This window comes from Roseomonas sp. TF40 (assembly GCF_057219975.1).
The window spans coordinates 789,027-809,574 of sequence record NZ_JBXVVR010000002.1 but is presented as its reverse complement, the minus strand read 5'-3'; the positions used below and the strand labels follow the sequence as shown (position 1 = coordinate 809,574).

At 68.5% G+C, this 20,548-nt stretch carries 19 protein-coding genes; 7 read left to right on the top strand and 12 right to left on the bottom strand.

The genetic code is table 11. The features are described 5' to 3' along the window. Positions 1-334: 334 nt before the first annotated feature. Positions 335-2,032, bottom strand: coding sequence for a Na/Pi cotransporter family protein (locus AC2D9U_RS09850; protein ID WP_484748359.1), 1,698 nt, complete (start codon positions 2,030-2,032; stop codon positions 335-337). Between the two features lie 71 nt (positions 2,033-2,103). Continuing rightward, positions 2,104-2,874, bottom strand: coding sequence for an MOSC domain-containing protein (locus AC2D9U_RS09845; RefSeq protein WP_484748357.1), 771 nt, complete (start codon positions 2,872-2,874; stop codon positions 2,104-2,106). A gap of 114 nt (positions 2,875-2,988) precedes the next feature. Here AC2D9U_RS09845 and clpB point away from each other — a divergent pair, with 114 nt between their 5' ends. Then, positions 2,989-5,559, top strand: a complete 2,571-nt coding sequence (gene clpB, locus AC2D9U_RS09840; RefSeq protein ID WP_484748356.1) for an ATP-dependent chaperone ClpB — start codon at positions 2,989-2,991, stop codon at positions 5,557-5,559. On the opposite strand, the gene AC2D9U_RS09835 is transcribed toward clpB, so the two are convergent. The 3 genes from AC2D9U_RS09835 to AC2D9U_RS09825 all read right to left on the bottom strand — a co-directional run bounded on the left by AC2D9U_RS09835 (position 5,546) and on the right by AC2D9U_RS09825 (position 8,138). Next, positions 5,546-6,259, bottom strand: a complete 714-nt coding sequence (locus tag AC2D9U_RS09835; RefSeq protein ID WP_484748354.1) for a maleate cis-trans isomerase family protein — start codon at positions 6,257-6,259, stop codon at positions 5,546-5,548. The genes clpB and AC2D9U_RS09835 overlap by 14 nt on opposite strands. Next, positions 6,256-7,395 carry a hypothetical protein gene (locus AC2D9U_RS09830; RefSeq protein ID WP_484748353.1) on the bottom strand — a complete coding sequence of 380 codons (1,140 nt, stop codon included), beginning with the start codon at positions 7,393-7,395 and terminating at the stop codon, positions 6,256-6,258. Before AC2D9U_RS09830 ends, AC2D9U_RS09835 begins: the two co-directional genes overlap by 4 nt. 212 nt (positions 7,396-7,607) lie before the next feature. Beyond that, positions 7,608-8,138: an Lrp/AsnC family transcriptional regulator gene (locus AC2D9U_RS09825; RefSeq protein WP_484748352.1), complete on the bottom strand. Its 531-nt coding sequence runs from the start codon at positions 8,136-8,138 to the stop codon at positions 7,608-7,610. A 156-nt stretch (positions 8,139-8,294) separates the two neighbouring features. Between AC2D9U_RS09825 and trxB the strand changes: the two genes are divergently transcribed. The 3 genes from trxB to AC2D9U_RS09810 all read left to right on the top strand — a co-directional run bounded on the left by trxB (position 8,295) and on the right by AC2D9U_RS09810 (position 11,235). Next, positions 8,295-9,281 carry a thioredoxin-disulfide reductase gene (gene trxB, locus AC2D9U_RS09820; protein ID WP_484748351.1) on the top strand — a complete coding sequence of 329 codons (987 nt, stop codon included), beginning with the start codon at positions 8,295-8,297 and terminating at the stop codon, positions 9,279-9,281. A 107-nt stretch (positions 9,282-9,388) separates the two neighbouring features. Beyond that, positions 9,389-10,294 carry a LysR family transcriptional regulator gene (locus tag AC2D9U_RS09815; RefSeq protein ID WP_484748349.1) on the top strand — a complete coding sequence of 302 codons (906 nt, stop codon included), beginning with the start codon at positions 9,389-9,391 and terminating at the stop codon, positions 10,292-10,294. After that, positions 10,291-11,235 carry a class I SAM-dependent methyltransferase gene (locus AC2D9U_RS09810; RefSeq protein ID WP_484748348.1) on the top strand — a complete coding sequence of 315 codons (945 nt, stop codon included), beginning with the start codon at positions 10,291-10,293 and terminating at the stop codon, positions 11,233-11,235. The genes AC2D9U_RS09815 and AC2D9U_RS09810 overlap by 4 nt, the downstream gene beginning before the upstream one ends. Positions 11,236-11,462: 227 nt before the next feature. On the opposite strand, the gene AC2D9U_RS09805 is transcribed toward AC2D9U_RS09810, so the two are convergent. Together AC2D9U_RS09805 and AC2D9U_RS09800 are read right to left on the bottom strand one after the other, a co-directional pair. Continuing rightward, a complete protein-coding gene (locus AC2D9U_RS09805; protein WP_484748347.1) occupies positions 11,463-12,029 on the bottom strand; it encodes a sulfotransferase family 2 domain-containing protein in 567 nt (188 codons plus the stop codon). 24 nt (positions 12,030-12,053) lie between these two features. Next, positions 12,054-13,088, bottom strand: a complete 1,035-nt coding sequence (locus AC2D9U_RS09800; protein ID WP_484748346.1) for a hypothetical protein — start codon at positions 13,086-13,088, stop codon at positions 12,054-12,056. Positions 13,089-13,372: 284 nt separating this feature from the next. On the opposite strand from AC2D9U_RS09800, the gene AC2D9U_RS09795 reads away from it, so the two are divergent. The 3 genes from AC2D9U_RS09795 to AC2D9U_RS09785 are packed head-to-tail and all read left to right on the top strand — an operon-like array spanning position 13,373 to position 16,299. Then, positions 13,373-13,939 (top strand): GbsR/MarR family transcriptional regulator, encoded by a 567-nt coding sequence (locus AC2D9U_RS09795; protein ID WP_484748344.1) that lies wholly within the window; start codon positions 13,373-13,375, stop codon positions 13,937-13,939. 3 nt (positions 13,940-13,942) lie between these two features. Continuing rightward, positions 13,943-15,289 carry a cytochrome ubiquinol oxidase subunit I gene (locus AC2D9U_RS09790; RefSeq protein ID WP_484748342.1) on the top strand — a complete coding sequence of 449 codons (1,347 nt, stop codon included), beginning with the start codon at positions 13,943-13,945 and terminating at the stop codon, positions 15,287-15,289. Then, on the top strand, positions 15,286-16,299 hold the full coding sequence (locus AC2D9U_RS09785; RefSeq protein ID WP_484748341.1) for a cytochrome d ubiquinol oxidase subunit II: 1,014 nt from the start codon (positions 15,286-15,288) through the stop codon (positions 16,297-16,299). Before AC2D9U_RS09790 ends, AC2D9U_RS09785 begins: the two co-directional genes overlap by 4 nt. A gap of 108 nt (positions 16,300-16,407) precedes the next feature. Here the strand turns inward: AC2D9U_RS09785 and AC2D9U_RS09780 are convergent, their stop codons facing one another. The 5 genes from AC2D9U_RS09780 to ispH all read right to left on the bottom strand — a co-directional run bounded on the left by AC2D9U_RS09780 (position 16,408) and on the right by ispH (position 20,420). Continuing rightward, complete coding sequence (locus AC2D9U_RS09780) at positions 16,408-17,019, bottom strand: type II toxin-antitoxin system VapC family toxin (RefSeq protein WP_484748339.1); 612 nt, start codon at positions 17,017-17,019, stop codon at positions 16,408-16,410. Then, positions 16,997-17,839 (bottom strand): hypothetical protein, encoded by an 843-nt coding sequence (locus AC2D9U_RS09775; RefSeq protein WP_484748337.1) that lies wholly within the window; start codon positions 17,837-17,839, stop codon positions 16,997-16,999. The genes AC2D9U_RS09780 and AC2D9U_RS09775 overlap by 23 nt, the downstream gene beginning before the upstream one ends. A gap of 164 nt (positions 17,840-18,003) precedes the next feature. Further along, the gene (gene rnhA, locus AC2D9U_RS09770; RefSeq protein WP_484748381.1) at positions 18,004-18,453 is read right to left on the bottom strand and encodes a ribonuclease HI; all 450 of its coding nucleotides are present in this window, start codon (positions 18,451-18,453) and stop codon (positions 18,004-18,006) included. A gap of 7 nt (positions 18,454-18,460) precedes the next feature. After that, positions 18,461-19,441: a homoserine kinase gene (locus tag AC2D9U_RS09765; protein ID WP_484748336.1), complete on the bottom strand. Its 981-nt coding sequence runs from the start codon at positions 19,439-19,441 to the stop codon at positions 18,461-18,463. Positions 19,442-19,451: 10 nt separating this feature from the next. After that, positions 19,452-20,420 carry a 4-hydroxy-3-methylbut-2-enyl diphosphate reductase gene (gene ispH, locus AC2D9U_RS09760; RefSeq protein ID WP_484748335.1) on the bottom strand — a complete coding sequence of 323 codons (969 nt, stop codon included), beginning with the start codon at positions 20,418-20,420 and terminating at the stop codon, positions 19,452-19,454. Between the last annotated feature and the right edge of the window lie 128 nt (positions 20,421-20,548).

Genomic DNA, 20,548 nt, shown 5'->3' with positions numbered 1-20,548 from the left:
ATCAACCCTTCGGGCCAATAACCAAAAGATCAGAAGAACAACCTTCTTCCCTCAATCAGATGCACAGCTTGAATGAACAAGACCGCCCTTGACCGGCTACCCGATCAAGGCACCACCTTTGGGGTGATGAGGTCATCCGCCGTTTCAGCGGGGCTGCTGGTGTAGCGACTTTCGCCGCCGCCTGCAACCCCCACCGTTTCCGGCGGCCCGTCAGGACCGTGGGGTCCGTCGTGGGAGGCGCCTTCTACGTCCCACCCCCAGGGGTGTCAACGCGGAAGCACCCCGTTTCGCGCATGGCTGCCATGCTCGACCGCGCCCTGCCCAGCACCGACGATCAATCCGCCCCTGCGAGGCTCTCCGCCAACGACAACTCGGGCGAGAGGCGGCTCGCGAGCAATTCACCGCGCCGTTCCAGCAGCGGATGCGCCACCATGGCGAAATGCGCTCCGATCCGGCGCAGATCCCGCACCGCATCCAGCAGGAGACCCGCCGCGGCGCCGCCCTCCTCCGCGCTTTGCCCGGCCGTTTCGGCCATGCGCACCAGGGCGCGGCGCTCGGCCTCGCGCAGCGCCTCCTTCTCCCGCACCAGGCGGCGGGCGGCCTCGGCGTCCTCATGCAGGAAGACCGCGATGGCGAGGCGCAGCTGCGCCTGCAGCCGGCCATGCAGCGCGGTCAGTTCCGCGGTGACATCGCCCGGCAGGGCCAGGCCCCGCCGCGCCCATTTCGCGGCGAGCCCCAGCAGGTCGCGTTCCACCACATCGCCGGCATGTTCGAGCGCGACGGCGAAGGCGCGGATCTCGCCCAGCCGCCGCGCCTCATCCTCGCCCAGGTTCTCCTGCGGCAGCCGGGCGAGGTAGGCCTGCACCTGGCGGTGCAGCCGGTCCACCTGGTCATCCATCCGCCGCGCTGCCTTGGGCAGGTCCCGGTCCCCGGCCTCGAAAGCGGTGGCGGAGGCGCCGAGCATGGTCTCCACCGCATCCGCGATGCGCATGACCTCGCGCGCCGCATTCGCCAGCGCCACGGGCGGCGTCTCCAGCGCATCGGGGTCGAGGTAGCGCGCAGCGCCGGATTCCGCGCTCGGCGCGCGATCGGGCAGCAGGCGTTCGAGCAGCCTCGCCTGCGCGCCCAGCAGCGGCCAGGCGAGCAGCGCGGTGGCGAGGTTGAAGCCCAGATGCGCGGCCGCGATGCCAAGCGGCGTGGCCATGCCCTGCCCGGTCAGCGGCCAGCCCAGCGCGAGCAGGCCGAGAAAGGCCCCGGCGGCGCGGTTCATCAGGTTGCCCACGGCGATCCGCAGCCTTGCCCGCTCTGGCCCCGTATCGCCGAGCGCGCCGAGCAGCGGGTTGAAGGCGCTGCCGAGATTGGCGCCGATCACCATGGCGAGCCCGGCCTCCAACCCCAGCACCCCCGCCGCGGCCAGGGTGCCGATGAACAGCAGCGCCGCCACCGAGGAATGCGCCGCCCAGGCCAGCACCGCCGCCACCACCAGGTTCGGCAGCGGCACGGCGGCGATGGCAATCAGCGTGTCGCGGAAGGCGGGCGAGGCCTCGACCGGACCCAGCCCCTCACCCAGCAGATGCAGCGCGGTGAGCATCAGGCCGAGCCCGATCGCCACCCGCCCCAGGTCGCGCCCCTGCCCGCCGGGGCTGCGGCGGAAGGCGATGACGCCGCCCAGCACCAGCGCGGGGGCGAGCACCGAGGCATCGAAGGCCAGCGCCATGACAATCAGCGCCGAGCCGATATTGGCCCCGAGCATGGCGGCCAGCGAGGGCGCCAGCGCCAGCCCTGCCCCGGCGGCGAAGCTGCCCAGCATCAGCGCCGTCGCGGTGGAGGATTGCAGCGCGGCGGTGATGCCCAACCCTGCCAGGATCGCCCGCCCGCGGCCGTTCAGCGCCCGGCCGAGCCGGCTGCGCAGCCGCATGCCATAGGCCCGCTGCATCCCGGACTGCACCATGTGCAGCCCCCAGAGCAGCAGCGCCGCATGCCCGGCCAACTCCACCAGCAGCAACACCTGCCCCATCGTGCTTCCCCCCATGACAGGCGTGCCTGTCATAAAAGTGAAACATAGAGGCTAGGCGCCTGATCCCCCGCTGTCGAGCGGCGCGCTCAGCGCAGCAGGTCGGCCTGGGTCAGTTCGAGCGAATCGCCCACCGCCACGCGCCCGCCCTCCAGCACCTCGGCATAGATGCCCAGATCGGCATGGCCGTAATGCTCGCGCAGCGCGCGCGGCGGCCTGGCGTCGCGCTCGGCCGTCTCGGGGTTCACCTCGGTCGCGGCACAGCGCTGGGTGCGCTTGAAGACGCGCAGCCGCGCGCCGCCGAGCAGGATCTCCTGCCCCACCCAGTCGAGCTCGGCGAAGGGCAGCCCACCGGAGACGTAGATGTTGGCGCGGAAGCGCAGCGGGTCGAGGGCGACGCCCATCTTCGCCCCGAGGGCGGCCACCGAGGCCAGCCCGATGATCGAGACCGCCTTGGGCGCGATGTCGGTGAAGGCATGGCCCGGCACCTCCGCGAAGCGCAGCGCCCCGCGCGCCTCCTCGCCCAGGAAGTCGGTCATCCATGCGGCGAGGGCGGCGCGCCCGGCCTCGGTATCCACCGGCGCGCGCAAGGGCGCGGCGCCAGGGCCGCGCAGCGCGATGGTGTTGCTCACCGGGTCGAAGGCGGCCTGCACCTTCGCCACCACGGCGTTCATCATCAGGCAGGCGAAGTTGCGCTTGGGCAGCCATTTCGGATCGGCCGGGTCGAAGACGCTGTCGCCCTGCGCGAAGGCGAAGCGGCGGTCATGTTCCACGCCCTCGCCGGGGCCGAGCGTCACCGCCTCCATCGCCTCGGCGGAGAGACCCTTCATCGGGTAGCGGTAGATGTGCTCAACGCGCATGTCGAAATCCCTTGAACCTCGCCCCGCGCAGATACCACATTCGGGGAAGAGGCGAGGCCTCCCTGCCCGATCGGGGGGGAGGCCGGACCGTCCGCTCACATGAGGGACAGACAGATGGATATCGAGAAGTTCACCGACCGCGCGCGCGGCTTCCTGCAGGCTGCGCAAACCATCGCGATCCGCGATTACCACCAGCGCATCACGCCCGAGCATCTGCTCAAGGCGCTGCTCGATGATGAGCAGGGCGCGGCGGCGGGGCTGATCCGCGCGGCGGGCGGCGACCCCGCCAAGGCCAAGGCCAGTGTCGAGGCCGAGCTGGCGCGCCAGCCCAAGGTTTCCGGCGGTGGTGCGGGTCAGCCGCAATTCACGCCCGAGATCGTCCGCGTGCTCGACGCCGCGCAGCAGGCCGCCGCCAAGGCGGGCGACGAATTCACCGCGCAGGACCGGCTGCTTTCAGCGCTCGCCGCCTCCGACACGCCGTCGGCCCGTGCGCTGAAGGCCGCGGGTGTGGAGGCGCGCAAGCTCGACGCCGCCATCGCCACGCTGCGGCGCGGCCGCACCGTGGACAGCCAGAACGCCGAGGAGCAGTTCGACGCGCTGAAGAAATACGCCCGCGACCTCACGGAACTGGCGCGCGAGGGCAAGCTCGACCCCGTGATCGGCCGCGACGAGGAAATCCGCCGCACCATCCAGGTGCTCGCGCGGCGCACCAAGAACAACCCGGTGCTGATCGGCGAGCCCGGCGTGGGCAAGACCGCGATCGTCGAGGGTCTCGCGCTGCGCATCATCAAGGGCGACGTGCCGGAGGCGCTGAAGGAGAAGCGCGTCATGGCGCTCGACCTCGGCGCGATGGTGGCCGGCGCCAAGTATCGCGGCGAGTTCGAGGAACGCCTCAAGGGCGTGCTGAAGGAGGTCACCGAGGCCGAGGGTGACGTCATCCTGTTCATCGACGAGATGCACACGCTGGTCGGTGCGGGCAAGGCGGATGGCGCGATGGACGCCTCCAACCTGATCAAGCCGGCTCTCGCGCGCGGCGAGCTGCATTGCGTGGGGGCGACCACGCTCAACGAATACCGCAAGCATGTGGAAAAGGATGCGGCCCTCGCGCGGCGCTTCCAGCCGGTCTTCGTGGGCGAGCCCTCGATCGAGGACACGGTCAGCATCCTGCGCGGCATCAAGGAGAAATACGAGCTGCACCACGGCGTGCGCATCACCGATGGCGCGCTGGTGGCCGCGGCCACGCTGTCTTCCCGCTACATCACGGATCGCTTCCTGCCCGACAAGGCCATCGACCTGGTGGATGAGGCGGCATCCCGGCTGCGCATGCAGGTGGACAGCAAGCCCGAGGAGCTGGACGCGATCGACCGCGACCTGATGCGCCTGAGGATCGAGCGCGAGGCGCTGAAGCGCGAGGAAGACACCGCGAGCCGCGAGCGGCTGGTGAAGCTCGAGCGCGAACTGGCCGATCTCGAGGAACGCTCGCGCGAGATGACCGCGCGCTGGGACGCCGAGAAGGGCAAGGTGGTCGAGGCGCAGAAGCTGAAGGAACAGCTCGACAAGGCGCGCACCGATGTCGAGCTCGCCCAGCGCGCCGGCGATCTCGCCCGCGCGTCCGAGCTGCTCTACGCGACCATCCCGCAGCTGGAGAAGAAGCTCGCCACCGCCGGCGATGGCGATGCGCGCCTGGTGAACGAGGCCGTGACCGAGGAAGGCATCGCCGGCGTCGTCTCGCGCTGGACCGGCATCCCGGTCGAGAAGATGCTGGAAGGCGAGCGCGCGAAGCTGCTCAGGATGGAAGAGAAGCTGCGCCAGCGGGTCGTGGGCCAGGAAGAAGCACTGGAGGCCGTCTCCAAGGCGGTGCGTCGCGCGCGTGCGGGCCTGCAGGACCCGAACCGGCCGATCGGCAGCTTCCTCTTCCTCGGCCCGACCGGCGTGGGCAAGACCGAGCTGGTGAAGACCCTCGCGGCCTTCCTCTTCGACGACGACCGCGCGATGACGCGCATCGACATGTCGGAGTTCATGGAGAAGCACGCGGTCGCACGCCTGATCGGCGCCCCGCCCGGCTATGTCGGTTATGAAGAGGGCGGCACGCTCACCGAGGCCGTGCGCCGCCGCCCCTATCAGGTGCTGCTCTTCGACGAGGTCGAGAAGGCCCATGACGACGTCTTCAACGTGCTGCTGCAGGTGCTCGACGATGGGCGGCTGACCGATGGGCAGGGCCGCACGGTGGATTTCCGCAACACCATCATCGTGCTCACCTCCAACCTCGGCAGCCAGGCCATCGCCGAACTGCCCGAGAGCAGCGACATCGAGGCCGCGCGCCCGGCCGTGATGCGCGCGGTGCGGGAGCGCTTCCGGCCGGAATTCCTGAACCGGCTGGATGAGGTGGTGCTGTTCCGGCGCCTCGCCCGCGGCGACATGGCGGCGATCGTGGACATCCAGCTCGAACGCCTGCTGAAGCTGCTGGCTGAGCGCCACATCACGCTGACGCTGGACGACAGCGCGCGGGACTGGCTGGCCGAGGCCGGCTACGACCCGACCTATGGCGCGCGGCCGCTCAAGCGCGTCATCCAGCGCGCCCTGCAGGACAAGCTCGCGGGGCTGCTGCTGGAGGGCAATGTGAAGGAAGGCACGGCGCTGCGCGTCACCGCCGGCGCCGAGGGGCTGGAGATCAGCGCAGGCTGAACAGGCGCCCGAGGCCGGCGGCCGGGGTGGGATCGAGGCCCAGCGCCTCGAGCCCGCCCCACACGCCTGCCGACGCCGAATCGATCACCGGGATGCCGGTCTCGGCCTCGACCGGCGCCATGACGGGCAGGCCGAAAAGGTTGGTGCTCCAGAGCAGGATCGCTTCGGGTTGCACTTCAGCCGCGACGTCACGCGCCAGGGCGGCGATCCCGTCCGGCGGCACGGCGGCGGCGGCGGCGTTGTCGGTCAGCGCCATCGCCCGCAGCCCGACCAGCTCCCGCCCGAGACCCGCCGCGGTGGCATGCGCCCCGTCCGCATCGCCCGGTGTCACGATGGCGATGCGCCGCGCGCCGAGCCGATCCAGCAGGCGCAGCGTGGCCAGCGCCGCCGTGGTCGCGGGGCAGCCGGCGGCCTCGGCCAGTTCGGCGCAGAGGGCGCGGTCATGCGCCAGCCCCAGCGCCGCGCCGCGCGTGCCGTTCCAGCACACCACCCCCGGCCCGGCATGGCCGAGCAGCGTCGCCGCCGTGCGGAAGGTGTCGAGCCCATAGCCGTCGCGCGGCTGGCCCAGCCCCGCGCCATGAAAGGGGATGCGCGCGACGCAGGAATCGAGCCCGGGGAAAAGCGGCAGCAGCGCCGCCAGCGTGCGCTCCACCACCGCATTGGAGGAAGGCACGATGCTGCCCATCACGGGGCGCGTCATGGCGCGGCGCTGGCACGTTGCGGTTCGGGAGGATGGCGCGGGTTCACGCGGCTCTCCCAGGGGCCGGGCACATAGTCGGGCAGGATGCGGCACTCGCCGGGGAAGCGCCGGCGCAGTGCCTCGCAGCGGCCCAGCACTTCCGCCGCGGCGGGGCGTCGGCGGGTTTCCACCCAATCGGCGAGCGCGCCGAGTGCGGCGGCATAGATCGGCGGGGAGAGCTTCTGGTGCTCGCTCTCATCCACGAAGACCTGCTGCAGCAGATGCGCGGTGCCGGCGCGCGTCAGCGTGGCGCGATAGGCCGCCTGGTGCTCGACATAGACGACATGGTCGTGGATGCCGTGCACGGTCATCACCGGCACGGCGATGGCCCCGGTCGGGTCGCCATCTGCGGCAAGGATCGCGGCCGCCGCCGGGTCGGGCGTGTAGCGCGGCACGCGGGCGTTGAAGGCCGCGTCGTCATGCGTGCCGCTGTAGCGCACGCCCGCATTGCCGAAGGCGCTGCGGCCCTGGAGCAGGTTCCAGGTGATGTCGGCGAAGATGGTGGTGGCCCACATCAAATGGCCGGGAATGGCCCAGGGCGGGATGCGGCTGGCGGCGGAGAGGTCGGCCAGCGCCTCGATCTGCGCCGGGGTGCGCGCGGCAGGGGCAAGGTCGGCGCCGGTGCAGGCGTTGAGCCGCAGCATCAGCTCCTCGCGCGTCATGCGCTCCCCCTGGGGCAGGCCGAAGACGACCGGGTATTGCGTCTCCTGCGGCCGGGGATGGGTGCCGCAGATCGCCTGGAAGGCGGCGCGCAGATCGACGCGCATGTCATAGGCGCGTGAGGGCCCGGCGAGCACGGCGGAGGTCAGCAGCGCCCCATCCCAGGGTCGGCGACCATCGGCGCGCGGCGCGTTCAGCGCCTCGATCGCGCGGGCGGCCACCGCCCCGCCCCAGCTCTGCCCATGCAGCACCGACAGGCGCGGCTCGCCGAGCAGCGCGGCGGCGGCGTCACGCGCCGAAAGCGCATCGGCCGCGCCGCGCAGGATGGCGAAGCCGGCCTTGCGCCGGCTGGTGGAGACCCAGGCCCAGCCCTGCCGGAGAAACTCCGCATAGGCCAGCAGGTCCTCATCGGTGGTGGTAGCACTGGGCGGCGCCATGCGTGGCCCGCCGAAGACATGCGTCACAAGCCGGCCATTCCAATTGGCCGGTCGCGCGACGAGGATATATGCACCTTCCTGGTCCTGGCCACGCCAGCAGGTGAGGCTCGCGGGCGCGCCGGTCGGGCAGAAGGCCGGAATCAGGGTCGTGCCCGCCCGGGCGGGTGCCGGCGCCGTGGCGGTGAGAATGCCCGCCAGCAGCGCGGCGAGGGTCAGACGCGCTCGGGCACGCGCTCCCGCTCGCGCTCCGGGGCGCGGGCGCGGTCCTGCTGCAGGGGCACGCCGGGCTTCTCCTTCGCGGTGCGGATGGTCTGCAGCGTCTGCACCCGCAGCACATGCGCGGCCGCGGTCAGGCGCGCCGTCAGCGCATTCTCGTGCGCCGTGTCCCGCGCCACCAGGCGCAGCAGGAAATCCCCGCCACCACGGATCATGTGGCACTCACGCACCTCCGGCCATTCGGAGACCATCGCCTCGAAGGCCGTCAGCACGGCCTCCTTCTGCGTCTCCAGCCCCACCAGGGCGAAGAAGGTAATCTCCCACCCCAGCACCTGCGGGTCGAGATCCGCATGATAGCCGCGGATGATACCCTGCTCTTCCAGCCGGCGCACGCGGCGCAGGCAGGGCGGCGCGGAGAGGCCGACCCGGCGCGCCAGCTCCACATTGGTCATGCGGCCATCGTCCTGCAGCTCGGACAGGATCTGACGGTCCAGGGAGTCGAGGTCCGGCAGGCGCGGTTCGGTCATGGGTAGCTTTCTTCCTCTGGCGCCGGGGGCCGGCGCTATCTGGCCTAGTAGATTAAAGTTATGCAATCAAATGCAAGAGGGATCGGCGACATAATCGGTTGAGTCCGTCCGCAAGGCGACCGATATGCGCTTTCCCGACCTCAATTTTCGTCATGGATGCCTGACACCGTGTCCCAGCCCATCGCCTGCCACCTGTTGATCCTCGGCGCCGGCCCCGCCGGCTACACGGCGGCGATCTATGCCGCCCGCGCCGGGCTCAAGCCGCGGATCGTGGCCGGGATGCAGCCCGGCGGGCAGCTGACCATCACCACCGAGGTCGAGAACTTCCCCGGCTTCGCGGAGCCGATCCAGGGCCCCTGGCTGATGGATCAGATGCGGGCGCAGGCCGAGCATGTCGGCGCCGTGATTGACCAGGATGTGATCACCGCGGTGGACCTCTCCGCCCGGCCCTTCCGCTGCACCGGCGATTCCGGGGCGGTCTACCTGGCCGATGCGCTGGTCATCGCCACCGGCGCGCAGGCGCGCTGGCTCGGCATCCCCGGGGAGGCGGCACTCTCGGGCTTCGGCGTCTCGGCCTGTGCCACCTGTGACGGCTTCTTTTACCGCGGCAAGGATGTGGCGGTGGTGGGCGGCGGCAATTCCGCGACCGAGGAGGCCCTCTACCTCGCCAATCTCGCCCGCCACGTCACCCTGATCCACCGCCGCGACAGCCTGCGGAGCGAGAAGATTCTCCAGGCGCGGCTCTTCGCCAAGCCTAACGTTTCCGTGATCTGGGACACGGCGGTGGAGGCGGTGCTGGCCGACGACTCGGGCCGCGTGCCGGTGGCGCGCGCGCTGGCGCTGCGCAACCTCAAGACCGGGGCAGCCAGCGAATTGCCGGTGCATGGCCTGTTCGTGGCGATCGGGCACGACCCGGCCACGGCGCTGTTCAAGGGCCAGATTGCGATGGATGCGGAGGGCTACATCGTCACCACGCCGGGGACGACCCGCACCTCGGTGCCCGGCGTCTTTGCCGCCGGCGATGTGCAGGACAAGGTCTATCGTCAGGCTGTGACCGCGGCCGGAACGGGTTGCATGGCCGCACTCGAGGCGGAGAAATTCCTCGCAGCCCTTGGCATGGAAGACGCAATCGCCGCCGAATAGGGCTTGATGCAAAAAAAACACGTGCCGATGGCGGCCATGCGTCCTACTCATGGCGGACGCGGTGGTGTCATAGTGCCGCGACTCGACAACAGGGATTCGCCGCGGTCATGCCGCTCGACTGGGACAAGCTGCGGGTTTTTCATGCGGTGGCGGAGGCGGGCTCCTTCACCCATGCCGGGGAGACGCTGAACCTCAGCCAATCTGCCGTCTCGCGCCAGATCCAGGCGCTGGAGGAGGCGCTGCAGGTCGCCCTTTTCCACCGTCACGCCCGCGGCCTGATCCTGACCGAACAGGGCGAGACCCTGAACCGCGCGGTGCGCGAGGTCTTCGCCAAGCTTGCCATGACGGAAGCCCTGCTGACCGAGAGCCGGGAACGCCCGACCGGGCGGCTCAAGGTCACGACCACCACCGGCTTCGGCAGCATCTGGCTGGCCCCAAGGCTGCGACGCTTCATGCAGATGCACCCCGACGTGACGCTGACCGTGCTGCTGGACGACAGCGACCTCGACCTCGCGATGCGCGAGGCCGATGTGGCGATCCGCATGCACCCGCCGCGCCAGCCCGACCTCATCCAGCGCAACCTCGGCAGCTTCGCCTGGCGGGTCTGCGGTGCGCCCGAATACCTGAAATCGGCCGGCATCCCGACGCGGGCGGAGGAGCTCGATGCCCACCGCATGATCGTCTATGGCGACTACCGCCCGCCGGTGGAGAGCGTGAACTGGCTGAGCGAGGCCGGCCGCCGGCCTGGCTCGCCCCGTCGCGCGGTGCTGGAGATGAACTCCCTGCCCGGCATCCTGGCCGCCGTGCGCTCCGGCCTGGGGCTGGCGGCCCTGCCCGACTACATGGGCGAGGAGCTGGAAGGGCTGGTGCAGGTGCTGCCCGACCTCAAGGCGCCGCGGATCGAGGCCTATTTCGTCTATCCGGAGGAGCTGCGGCACTCCAAGCGCGTCGCCGTCTTCCGCGACTTCCTGGTGGCGGAGCTGGCGGCCCCGGCCCGCGCCGGCGCGGGATGAGCGGGACCCCCGGCGCCGCGGCGGCGGCCGAGATCGTTCGTCAGGCCATGGCGGATCGCAGCGTCTATGACGCGATGGCCCGGCGCGAGAACGAAGTCTGGAGCAGCATGCTGGGCACGCGGGAGCGCAGCCTGGCCCGGGCCGAGGATCAGGCGGCGGCCCAGGCGCTGCGCATCGGGCGCAACCTGCTGAGCCTGCCCGCCTGGATGCGCCAATCCGGCCGGCGCTTCACGGATTGCCTGTCGATCGGTTGCGGCGAAGGCCGGCTCGAGCGCCAGTTGATGGCGACGGGCCTGTGCGAGCGGTTCCTGGGTCTGGACGTGGCGGAGGGCGCGCTGGCCGATGCGCGCGCGGCGGCCGCCGCCGAGGGGCTCGCGATCGACTACAGCACCGCCGACATCAACTTCGCGGCGCTGCCAGAGGCAGGCTTCGACCTGATCGTGGCGCAGACCAGCCTGCATCACGTGTTGCATCTCGAACATGTTGCCGAGCAGGTGGCACGCGCGCTGCGGCCCGACGGCGTGCTGTGGATCCATGACTACATCGGCGAATCGCAGTTCCAGTACACGGAGGCGCGCCTGGCGATCGTCAACCGCCTCGCGGCCGGATTGCCTTCCGACTTCCGGTACGACCGGGTGCACGGGCGGCAACTTGGCCCGCTGCGGCGCCGGGCGCCAGGCACACTGGTGAGCCCCTTCGAGAGCATCCGCTCGGCGGAAATCCCCGGGGTTTTCCTGGCACGATTCGACGTGCTGGAGCGGCGCGAAACCACGACGCTGCTGCATCTTCTGGTGCCGGTGGGAACCCGCGCGGCCTATGCCGCCAGCGCGGAGGGGCGTGCCTTGTTCGAGACCTTGTTCACGGTCGACTCGCTCATGGCGGAAACTGGCGTGCTCACGCCGGTGACCGGGCAGTATCTCCTCACCCCTCGGCGCGCTTGAGGGGTATTCTTATCCACCCATGCAGCAGACGCATGGCGGGCACCGAGATTTCACCCGACGCATGACCGCCGGGACATACTAAGTTCACGTCGTTCCGGCGGCGACGCCGGTTCAGGGTCCCTCGGGCCACTTCCCGAACCCCTCGTCTCCCAGACGTGAAGCCTCCCTGTTTGACTCGCCCGACGCCGCAAGGCGCCGGGCTTTCTTTTTGGGCGCTCGGCACCCGCCTACTCCGCCTCGAAGCGATAGCCCAGCAACTCGATGTCGCGCGCAAAATGTCGCGCGAAGAGACGGCGGGATTCGGCGCAGAAATAACGGCCATAGGGCATGTGCGACGTGGTGTTGATGTGCGGCAGGCGCCGGTGCCGGTGGCCCACGCGCCGGCACACCTCCTCGAAGCCATCCTGCAGCGCCTCGAAGCGGATCATGTAGTGGGTGACGAAGCGGTCCCGCGCGTCGCAGATCAGGTCGGTCTGCTGGCGCGTGAGGTGGCGGTGGTCATGGCCCTGCGCGGGCATGGCGCGCAGCACCTCCAACACGCTGCGCTCGCGCGTCGAGTCGCAGTAGCGCCAGCCGGAGATGAAGCGCTCCCACGGGTTCCGCACCACGGTGAAGACCAGGTAGTAGGGATGGAGCCGGGCGCGCTCAGCCCAGCGCGGCTTTTCCGAGAGGACGCCATCATTGAAGGCGTGCCGGTCCGGATCACCCTTGGCGAAGCCGAAGGCGCGGATGATGGAGGCGCCAGCCGCCTTGCGTTGGTGGATGAAGATGCAGCGGCGGCTGTGGGAGATCATCGGGCTGCCCAGCGCGACGCAGCCTCAGCCGGCGCCCTCGATCCGCGGGCGGTCGAGTCGCCCCGCCCGCAGCACCAACCGTGGCAGGGTGAAGGGATCGGCCTGTCCCGTCATCAGCGCCCAACTTGCCAGGGCTCGTGCCGTATTGCCGTAGCCGAGTCCCTTTTCCGGGCGCAGACGGCCCTCCGCACTGGCCGGGCCGGTACGCGTGTTGGCGCTGCCATCGAGCCGCCCCGTCGTGTCGATCCGCCCGCGCTGCCACGCGATGGAACGGCCGATCGAATCGCGCACCGCGAGGGCCCGGGAATCGCCGGGGCAGCGCATCAGCCAGCGCTGCGCCCAGAACAGCGAACCGGCATTGTAGTTCGTGTCGGGTCCGCCACGCTCAGGGTAGTAGCCTTCGGCCGCCTGGGTCTGGAGCGCATAGTCGACCAGCTCGTGCGAGCGCGCCATCGCCACCGGGTTGGCGCGCAAGTGATGGAGATTGGCGAAGCCGGCGGCCAGCAGCCAGGCCTGATGCAGCACGCCGCGATTCTGCTGCCAGTAGTCCGCCCATTCCGGCCCCGTGAACCAGGCTGCCGCCGCCTCCAGCCCGGCCAGGATGCGCCCGCGCGCCTCAAGCTCCTCGCCGGCGTAGGGCGAGGCGCGGAGCAGGCACTCGCTATGTGAGGCCGCGGCCACCAGGAACGCCGTGCTGTGGCCGCCGCGGGCTGTTTCTGGGAAGCCTCCATCGGCCGCCTGCTGGGCGAAGGCCCAGGCCAGGGCGCGAATGCCTGAGGCGAGTACCGCGCGTTCGCCCCGCAGGATGCCGGCCCGAATCAGCTTCTCGGCGCGATGCTGGTGGGAAATCCGCATCCGCCCGCGACCGGTCCTCTCCCAGGTGATGTTCACGCCCATCGCGCCCGAGTCGGCGACCTCCGGCAGGCTGCGCCCACCCAGATGGCGCGCGACCTCGAGATCCAGCGCCTCGGCCGAGAATCCAGGCCTTTGCCAGGGCTGCGACGGCAAGGGATCCGCCATGTTCATGCCCGCACGCGACTGGCGCTCAGAATTTTGCATGAGCAACGAATACCCCGCCGCCTCGAACCACGGCAAGGCGGCGGGCCGATCCCGGGAGGCCGCGGCGACAGGCCCGCCGGGCACGCGAGCACGCTTCTGGCGCCGCAGCCGCCACTTTCCCGCAGACCACCCGTGCGCCGCCCCGACATCACGTTCACGCGCGGAACGGGGAAGGGAGGCTCAACCCGCCGCGGCAGGCGATGTGGCGAAAATCGCCGAGGCGCGACCTTGCCCATTTCGGTACCTCCGCCTATTTCAGAAATTCCTGAAACGACGGATACGTCATGAACCTCCCTCCCCTGGTCCAGGCCTTCGTGCTGCATTTCGGTGAGATGGGCAGCCGCTGGGGCATCAACCGCACCGTGGGGCAGATCTATGCCCTGCTCTATGTCTCGCCCGAGCCGCTGAACGCCGAGCAGATCGTCGAGGCGCTGGGCGTGTCGCGCTCCAACGTCTCGATGGGCCTGAAGGAGCTGCAGGCCTGGAACCTCGTGCTGCCCAAGCACATCCCCGATGACCGGCGCGACCACTTCACCACGCCCGACGATGTCTGGCAGATCCTGCGCACCCTGGCCGAGGAGCGGAAGAAGCGCGAGGTGGACCCCACGCTCTCCGTGCTGCGCGAATTGCTGATGCAGACCCCGCACAGCGAGGCCGAGCGCCACGCCCAGGCCCGCATGGCCGAGATGCATGGCCTGATCGAGCGCGTGACGACCTGGTACGAGGATGTGAAGCGCCTGGAGACCGAGAACCTCGTCACGCTGCTCGCCCTTGGGGCGAAGGTCACGCGCCTGCTGGAAGCGAAGGACAAGGTCGTGGGCCTGGTCCGCGGGCGGAAGGAGGCCTCCTGAGTCATGGACGCCACCATCCTCGCCCGCATCCAGTTCGCGGCGAATATCAGCTTCCACATCCTCTTCCCCACCATCACCATCGCGCTCGGCTGGGTGCTGCTGTTCTTCAAGCTGCGCTTCAACGCCACCCGCAACGAGGCCTGGATGGAGGCCTATCGCTTCTGGGTGAAGGTCTTCGCGCTGTCCTTCGCGCTGGGCGTGGTCTCGGGCATCACCATGTCCTTCCAGTTCGGCACCAATTGGCCGGGCTTCATGGAGCGCGTGGGCAACATCGCCGGCCCGCTGCTGGCCTATGAGGTGCTGACCGCCTTCTTCCTCGAGGCCACCTTCCTCGGCATCATGCTGTTCGGCGCCAAGCGCGTACCCGGCTGGGTGCATACCGGGGCGACCTTCCTGGTCGCCTTCGGCACGACCATGTCCGCCTTCTGGATCATCGTGCTGAACAGCTGGATGCACACGCCGCAGGGCTTCGAGATGCGCGAGGGCGTGGCGCATGCGACCGATTGGTTCGCGATCGTGTTCAACCCCTCCATGCCCTATCGCTTCACGCACATGATGATCGCCTCGGCGCTGACGGTGGCCTTCCTGATGGCCGGCCTCTCCGCCTGGCGCTGGCTGCGCGGCGACCGTTCGGGCGGCGTGCGCGCCGCACTTCGCACGGGCATCGTCATGGCCGCGGTGCTGGCGCCGACGCAGCTGGTGGTGGGCGATCTCCACGGGCTCAACACGCTGGAACACCAGCCCGCCAAGGTCGCGGCGATGGAAGGCAATTGGGAGACGCGCGGGCATGTGCCCCTGGTGCTCTTCGCCATCCCCGACGAGGAAAACCGCACCAACCGCTTCGAGATCGCCATCCCCTCGGGGGCCAGCCTGATCCTGACGCACAAGCCCGATGGGGTGGTGCCCGGCCTGAACGACTTCATGGGCAAGCACCCGCCCGTGGCACCGGTCTTCTACGCCTTCCGCATCATGGTCGGCATCGGCATGGCGATGATCTTCATGGGGCTGCTCGGTGCGTGGTTGCTCTGGCGGCGCGGCGAATTGCCGAAGCTGATGCTGCGCGGCCTGGTGGTGATGACCTTCGCCGGCTGGGGGGCGACGCTCGCCGGCTGGTATGTCACCGAGATCGGCCGCCAGCCCTGGCTCGTCAGCGGCGTGCTGACCACCGCCGATGCGGTGGGCCCGGTGGCGGCGACGGCGGTGGCCGGCACGCTCGCCATGTATCTCGTGATCTATGCCGGGCTGCTGCTGGCCTATGTCGCCACGCTCTATCGCCTCGCCGCCAAGGGCGCGGTGCTGGAGCATGTGGACGGCAAGGCGCCCGCGCTGGACCAGGCGGTGCGCGCGTGACGCCCTTCCTGCCCCCGGACTTGCTGCCGGTCGTCTTCGCCGCGCTGATGGCGGCCTCGATCCTGGCCTATGTCGTGCTGGACGGCTTCGACCTCGGCGTGGGCGTGCTGCTGCCCTTCGCCACCACCGAGGCCGAGGGCGACCGCATGGTGGCCTCGATCGGGCCCTTCTGGGATGCGAACGAGACCTGGCTGGTGCTGGGCGTGGGGCTGCTGCTGGTCGCCTTCCCCACCGCGCATGGCATGGTGCTGACCGCGCTCTATCTGCCGGTGGCGGTGATGCTGGCCGGGCTCACGCTGCGCGGCGTGGCCTTCGAGTTCCGCGCCAAGGCGGCGAACGCCACCGATAAGCGCCGCTGGGACCGCGCCTTCATCGGCGGCTCGGCGCTGGCCGCGCTGTCGCAAGGCTGGATGCTCGGCCTCTATGTGCTGGGCTTCCCCGAGGGCTGGCTGCCGTTGATCTTTGCCGCCCTCTCGGCGCTGGGCGTGACGGTGGCCTATGCCTTCATCGGCGCCTGCTGGCTGATCTGGCGCACCGAGGGCGCGTTGCAGCGCCACGCCGTGCGCTGGGCGCGGCTGACGCTCTGGGGCATCGCGGCGGGGATCCTGGCGGTCTCGGTCGCCACCCCCTTCGCCAGCCCGCGCATCTTCCAGCGCTGGTTCGAATTCCCCAACGTGCTGCTGCTGGCGCCGCTGCCGCTGATGACCTTCGGCATCCTGGCGGGGCTGGCCGCGCTGCTGCGGCACATGCCCCTGCCCAAGGACGCGCTGCGCCGCCTGCCCTTCCTGGGGGCGACGGCGCTGTTCTGCCTCGCCTTCGCCGGCCTCGCCTGGAGCTTCTTCCCGTATATCGTGCCGGAGAAGCTGACGGTCTGGCAGGCGGCGAGTTCGCCGGAGAGTCTGTCGCTCATCCTGGCCGGGGCGCTGTTCGTGCTGCCGGTGATCCTGCTCTATACGGTGGTGGCGTGGCGGATCTTTGGGGGGAAGGCGCGGGATTTGACTTATTATTGACCTAAGCCATGCGGCGGCCTCTGGTGACCAAATATGAAGACAAGACCAACCATACAATAGGAAAATTTTAAATATTTCTCAGAAATAATGTGATTTTTATTGCGGTCGTTAAAGTAAGTTACGCTGCTGAAAGGTTGGGCGCATTCTTGGTAGAGAAATACTTGCAATAACATCTAAATTGTTTGAGATTCCGTTAGTGTACTCCTCAAGGCGCAGCAAAGAGACTGCCTTCCTCGCGGCTTCACCTTCCGCGGAGGGAACTTTCGAGCCGCCATCGTCGAATGTCAGGAACTCCAAGTCAGCAACGCCGGTAGCCTCCTTAACCCAGAGCGCCGAGGAAATATGGATTGCATCACCCAACGTCATGCACCTAGGCTTCTCGTTGGCCTGCAGTTCCCCTTCCTGCCGAAGCCAAAGAATATCTCGAAGGCGCGCCGCTCTGAGGCTAGATGTTGGATCAGCAGAAACCACCGTAGCGATCGATCGGATATAATTCGACAAATCCCCTATATTTCTAAACCTACTGTTTGATGAGAGAAGGCTCGGGCGCAGTTCAGCGAACAGGATACTCGAAACCCAAAGCGCTCTTGTGCCTTTTGCTCCTTCTTCAAGGATACGCTCAAGGTCGGCCTCACAGTCTCCTGAGTCATTATTTGCGTGTCTCAAGAGCACGTTCGTGTCTAGAAAATGGTTGCTGCTAGTTGAGGTTTTCAAGGTCACCCCACTCTGATACAGGCGCTACGCCACGAAGCGCGCCCCGAAGATCAACAGTTTTTTCTGGCATTGGATGAGCCTCAATCGACACTACCTCAATACGTTCTGGAAGCTGCTTCTCGCCTGTGTAAATTGCTCGCCCCGTGATCGATACGCGCTTGTTCCCAAAGCGATTATACTCATCTTCGCCTTTACTTTTGTCAAATACGCATTCGATCTGGAGTGCACTACGGGGAAGCAATAATGAACCTGTCCAAGCAGCGCCACGATAGTCAATTTGACCAAGGCGCCCATCGAAGGACCCATACGCACTACCAACGAAAAATGCAGACTTTTGCTGCGGCAACCTCATCGCGTTATCGAGTCGATCAACCTGCTGGAGGAAAAAATGATCCAATGGTAGCTCTTCGCCATCGGGAAAAACGGCAAAAGTGACAAAATTGCTGTCGCCTGCCCTACCTAGAGCAATGATTTTTTTGGCAATCCGAGGATACTTAATTGGTCGATCAAATTTACTACGAAAAACATCTAGGGCAATCTTTTGAAACAATTCAATAGATGGTGCCGTTACGGAGCGAACCGGAGAGCGCTCCAATATACCGGCTTCATTGGAGCCCATCTTCAAATGTGAGATAAGAAAAGTAGAGGAGGAAGCGCGGCGTCCATTCAGCTCCGTGTTCGCAGCTATCAGCCCGGCATGCAGTGATGAAAACGTACGCTGGAAAAGCGAAGCTGGCACGAGATCATCGGAAGCAACCGATCGACTATCCGATCGGATCACCAGCCGAACCTCATCTCGTCGCTGCGTGCTTTCCAAGGTATCCATCCAACTCTGAGTGCAGCATCACCCGAGATCGAGCAAACGCGCAACAGATAAGGGCCGGGATCGGCCTTGCCAGAGCAGTCCACCATGCCTGATTAGGCGAGACGCTTGATCAAACACAGGCGCGCGGTATCCCGTTGGGGCGCAGTGGCAGCGCCACATGAGCATTAGCCCGGCGCCAACCCCTGCCGCGCACTCGTCGCCAGCACATCCGCCCGCTCATTCATCGGGTTTCCCGAATGGCCGCGCACCCAGCGCCATTCCACGTCATGCGGCTTCGCCGCCGCCAGCAGGCGCTGCCACAGCTCGTAATTCGCCACAGGGTCGCGCGCGGCGTTGCGCCAGTTGTTGCGGACCCAGCCCTTCACCCAGCGCTCCATGCCGTTGCGCACATATTCGCTGTCGGTGTGCACCACCACGCGGCAGGGGCGCTTCAGGGCCTCCAGCGCCTCGCAGGCCGCGGTCAATTCCATGCGGTTGTTCGTCGTCGCGGGATCGGCGCCGGAAAGCTCCTTCTCCGTCGTGCCGAAACGCAGGATCGCCCCCCAGCCGCCGGGGCCGGGATTGGGCTTGCAGCCGCCATCGGTCCAGATCTCGACCAGCGGCGCATCGCGCAGCGCCGCCTCAGACACCGATGGCCCCGGGGCTCTCGACGCGGGCGAAGAAGCGCAGCTTGCGCAGGTATTCCATCGGGTCCTTGCGGGTCACCAGCGCGCCTTCGGGCGTGTGGGTCCAGTCATAGAGGCGGGTGAGCAGGAAGCGGATCGCCGCCCCCCGGCAGAGCACCGGCAGCGCCGCCACCTCCGCGGCCCCCAGCGGGCGCCGCGCCTGGTAGGCGCGCAGCAGGGCGCGCGCCTTGGTCAGGTTGAAGGCGCCATCGGCCTCGAAGCACCAGGCGTTGAGGCAGACGGCGATGTCATAGGCGAGCAGATCGGTGCAGGCGAAGTAGAAGTCGATCAGGCCCGAGACATGCGGCCGCCCGGCCGCGTCGGGCAGGAAGAAGACGTTGTCGGGGAAGAGATCGGCATGGATCTGCCCCACCGGCAGCGTCCCCGGCGCCGGCCACGCGACGAGGATTTCTTCGAGATGCCCGTCGAGCTCGGCGATCAGCCCGGGCTGCACCTCGTCGCCCCGCGCGCGGCAGCCGTCCAGCAGCGGCGCCCAGCCGGAAGGGCCGAGCGCATTGGCGCGCACGCCGGCGAAATCGCTGCCCGACTCATGCAGCCGCGCCAGCGCCTCACCCAGCGGGGCCAGGTGCTCGGGCCGCACGCGGCGCGGCCACACGCCCTCGAGGAAGGTGCAGATCGCGGCCGGCCGGCCGCACAGCGCGCGCAGGGCGGCGCCGTCGCGCCCATGCACCGGCGTCGGGCAGGCGAGGCCGCGCGCCGCCAGATGCGCCATCAGGTCGAGGAAATAGGGCAGCTCGGTGGGATCGACGCGCTTCTCGTACAGCGTCAGCACATAATCCCCGGCCTCGGTGCGCAGCGCGTAGTTGGAGTTCTCCACCCCCTCCGCGATGCCGCGGAAGGCGAGCAGCCCGCCCAGATCGTAATCGCCCAGGAAGGCGCGCAGCGCCTCGTCCGAGACCTCGGTATAGACCGCCATGATGCCTGCGCTATTCCGCCGCGAGGCCGGCCGGCAGGCGGAAGGTGATGCGCTCTTCCGCCACCACCACCTCCTCCACGTCGAGGTCGAAGCGGGTGCGCAGCTTGGCCAGAACCTCTTCCACCAGCACCTCGGGCGCGCTCGCCCCGGCGGTGAGGCCGAGCACCCTGCAGCCATCGGCGATGGCGGGGTCGAGGTCGGCACCGCGCTGCACCAGCAGGGCCCGCGCCGCGCCGGCGCGCTTCGCGACCTCCGCGAGGCGCACGGAATTGGAGCTGTTCGGCGCCCCGACCACGATCACCAGCTCCGCCCCGCGCGCCGCGATGGCCTTCACGGCGGCCTGACGGTTGGTGGTGGCGTAGCAGATGTCCTCCTTCGCCGGGCCAGCGATGTCGGGGAAGCGCGCCTGCAGGATCGCCACGATCTCCGCCGTGTCGTCCACCGAGAGCGTCGTCTGGGTGGTGAAGGCGAGGCCCTGGCCGCTGGGCGGCATGATGGTGCGCGCCTGCTCGGCATCCTCGACCAGCGTCACGGCGCCGGGCGGCAGCTGGCCCATGGTGCCGATCACCTCCGGATGGCCGGCATGGCCGATCAGCAGCGTGTGCAGCCCCTTGCCGAAATGGCGCTCGGCCTCGCGGTGCACCTTGCTGACCAGCGGGCAGGTGGCGTCGAGGGCGAACATCCTGCGCTCGGCGGCCTCGGCGGGGACGGATTTCGGCACGCCATGGGCGCTGAACACCACGGGCTGGCCGTCATCGGGAATCTCGGACAATTCCTCGACGAAGATCGCACCCTGGCGTTCCAGGCTCTCCACCACGAAGCGGTTGTGGACGATCTCGTGGCGGACATAGACCGGCTTGCCGTGGCGCTTCAGCGCCTCCTCCACGATCTTGATGGCGCGGTCCACGCCGGCGCAGAAGCCGCGCGGGCCGGCGAGCAGCACGGTAAGCCGGGGTTTGTCGGCAGGCGCGGCGGTCATGGAAGCGATCCGGTTCTCTGGTCGGCGCCCAGGGGTGGCCCTGCGCCTGTGGCAATGCGATAGACCACGGATAGGGTGGCCCTGGGGCCATCCTACCGGCCAGGGCCGCAGCTTCAAAGGGGACAGGT

Bases quoted from the DNA above. Each gene is read 5' to 3' on its own strand.
- AC2D9U_RS09850 (WP_484748359.1), bottom strand. From the start codon at position 2,032: ATGGGGGGAAGCACGATGGGGCAGGTGTTGCTGCTGGTGGAGTTGGCC.
- AC2D9U_RS09845 (WP_484748357.1), bottom strand. From the start codon at position 2,874: ATGCGCGTTGAGCACATCTACCGCTACCCGATGAAGGGTCTCTCCGCC.
- clpB (WP_484748356.1), top strand. From the start codon at position 2,989: ATGGATATCGAGAAGTTCACCGACCGCGCGCGCGGCTTCCTGCAGGCT.
- AC2D9U_RS09835 (WP_484748354.1), bottom strand. From the start codon at position 6,259: ATGACGCGCCCCGTGATGGGCAGCATCGTGCCTTCCTCCAATGCGGTG.
- AC2D9U_RS09830 (WP_484748353.1), bottom strand. From the start codon at position 7,395: ATGGCGCCGCCCAGTGCTACCACCACCGATGAGGACCTGCTGGCCTAT.
- AC2D9U_RS09825 (WP_484748352.1), bottom strand. From the start codon at position 8,138: ATGACCGAACCGCGCCTGCCGGACCTCGACTCCCTGGACCGTCAGATC.
- trxB (WP_484748351.1), top strand. From the start codon at position 8,295: ATGCCTGACACCGTGTCCCAGCCCATCGCCTGCCACCTGTTGATCCTC.
- AC2D9U_RS09815 (WP_484748349.1), top strand. From the start codon at position 9,389: ATGCCGCTCGACTGGGACAAGCTGCGGGTTTTTCATGCGGTGGCGGAG.
- AC2D9U_RS09810 (WP_484748348.1), top strand. From the start codon at position 10,291: ATGAGCGGGACCCCCGGCGCCGCGGCGGCGGCCGAGATCGTTCGTCAG.
- AC2D9U_RS09805 (WP_484748347.1), bottom strand. From the start codon at position 12,029: ATGATCTCCCACAGCCGCCGCTGCATCTTCATCCACCAACGCAAGGCG.
- AC2D9U_RS09800 (WP_484748346.1), bottom strand. From the start codon at position 13,088: ATGCAAAATTCTGAGCGCCAGTCGCGTGCGGGCATGAACATGGCGGAT.
- AC2D9U_RS09795 (WP_484748344.1), top strand. From the start codon at position 13,373: ATGAACCTCCCTCCCCTGGTCCAGGCCTTCGTGCTGCATTTCGGTGAG.
- AC2D9U_RS09790 (WP_484748342.1), top strand. From the start codon at position 13,943: ATGGACGCCACCATCCTCGCCCGCATCCAGTTCGCGGCGAATATCAGC.
- AC2D9U_RS09775 (WP_484748337.1), bottom strand. From the start codon at position 17,839: ATGGATACCTTGGAAAGCACGCAGCGACGAGATGAGGTTCGGCTGGTG.
- AC2D9U_RS09765 (WP_484748336.1), bottom strand. From the start codon at position 19,441: ATGGCGGTCTATACCGAGGTCTCGGACGAGGCGCTGCGCGCCTTCCTG.
- ispH (WP_484748335.1), bottom strand. From the start codon at position 20,420: ATGACCGCCGCGCCTGCCGACAAACCCCGGCTTACCGTGCTGCTCGCC.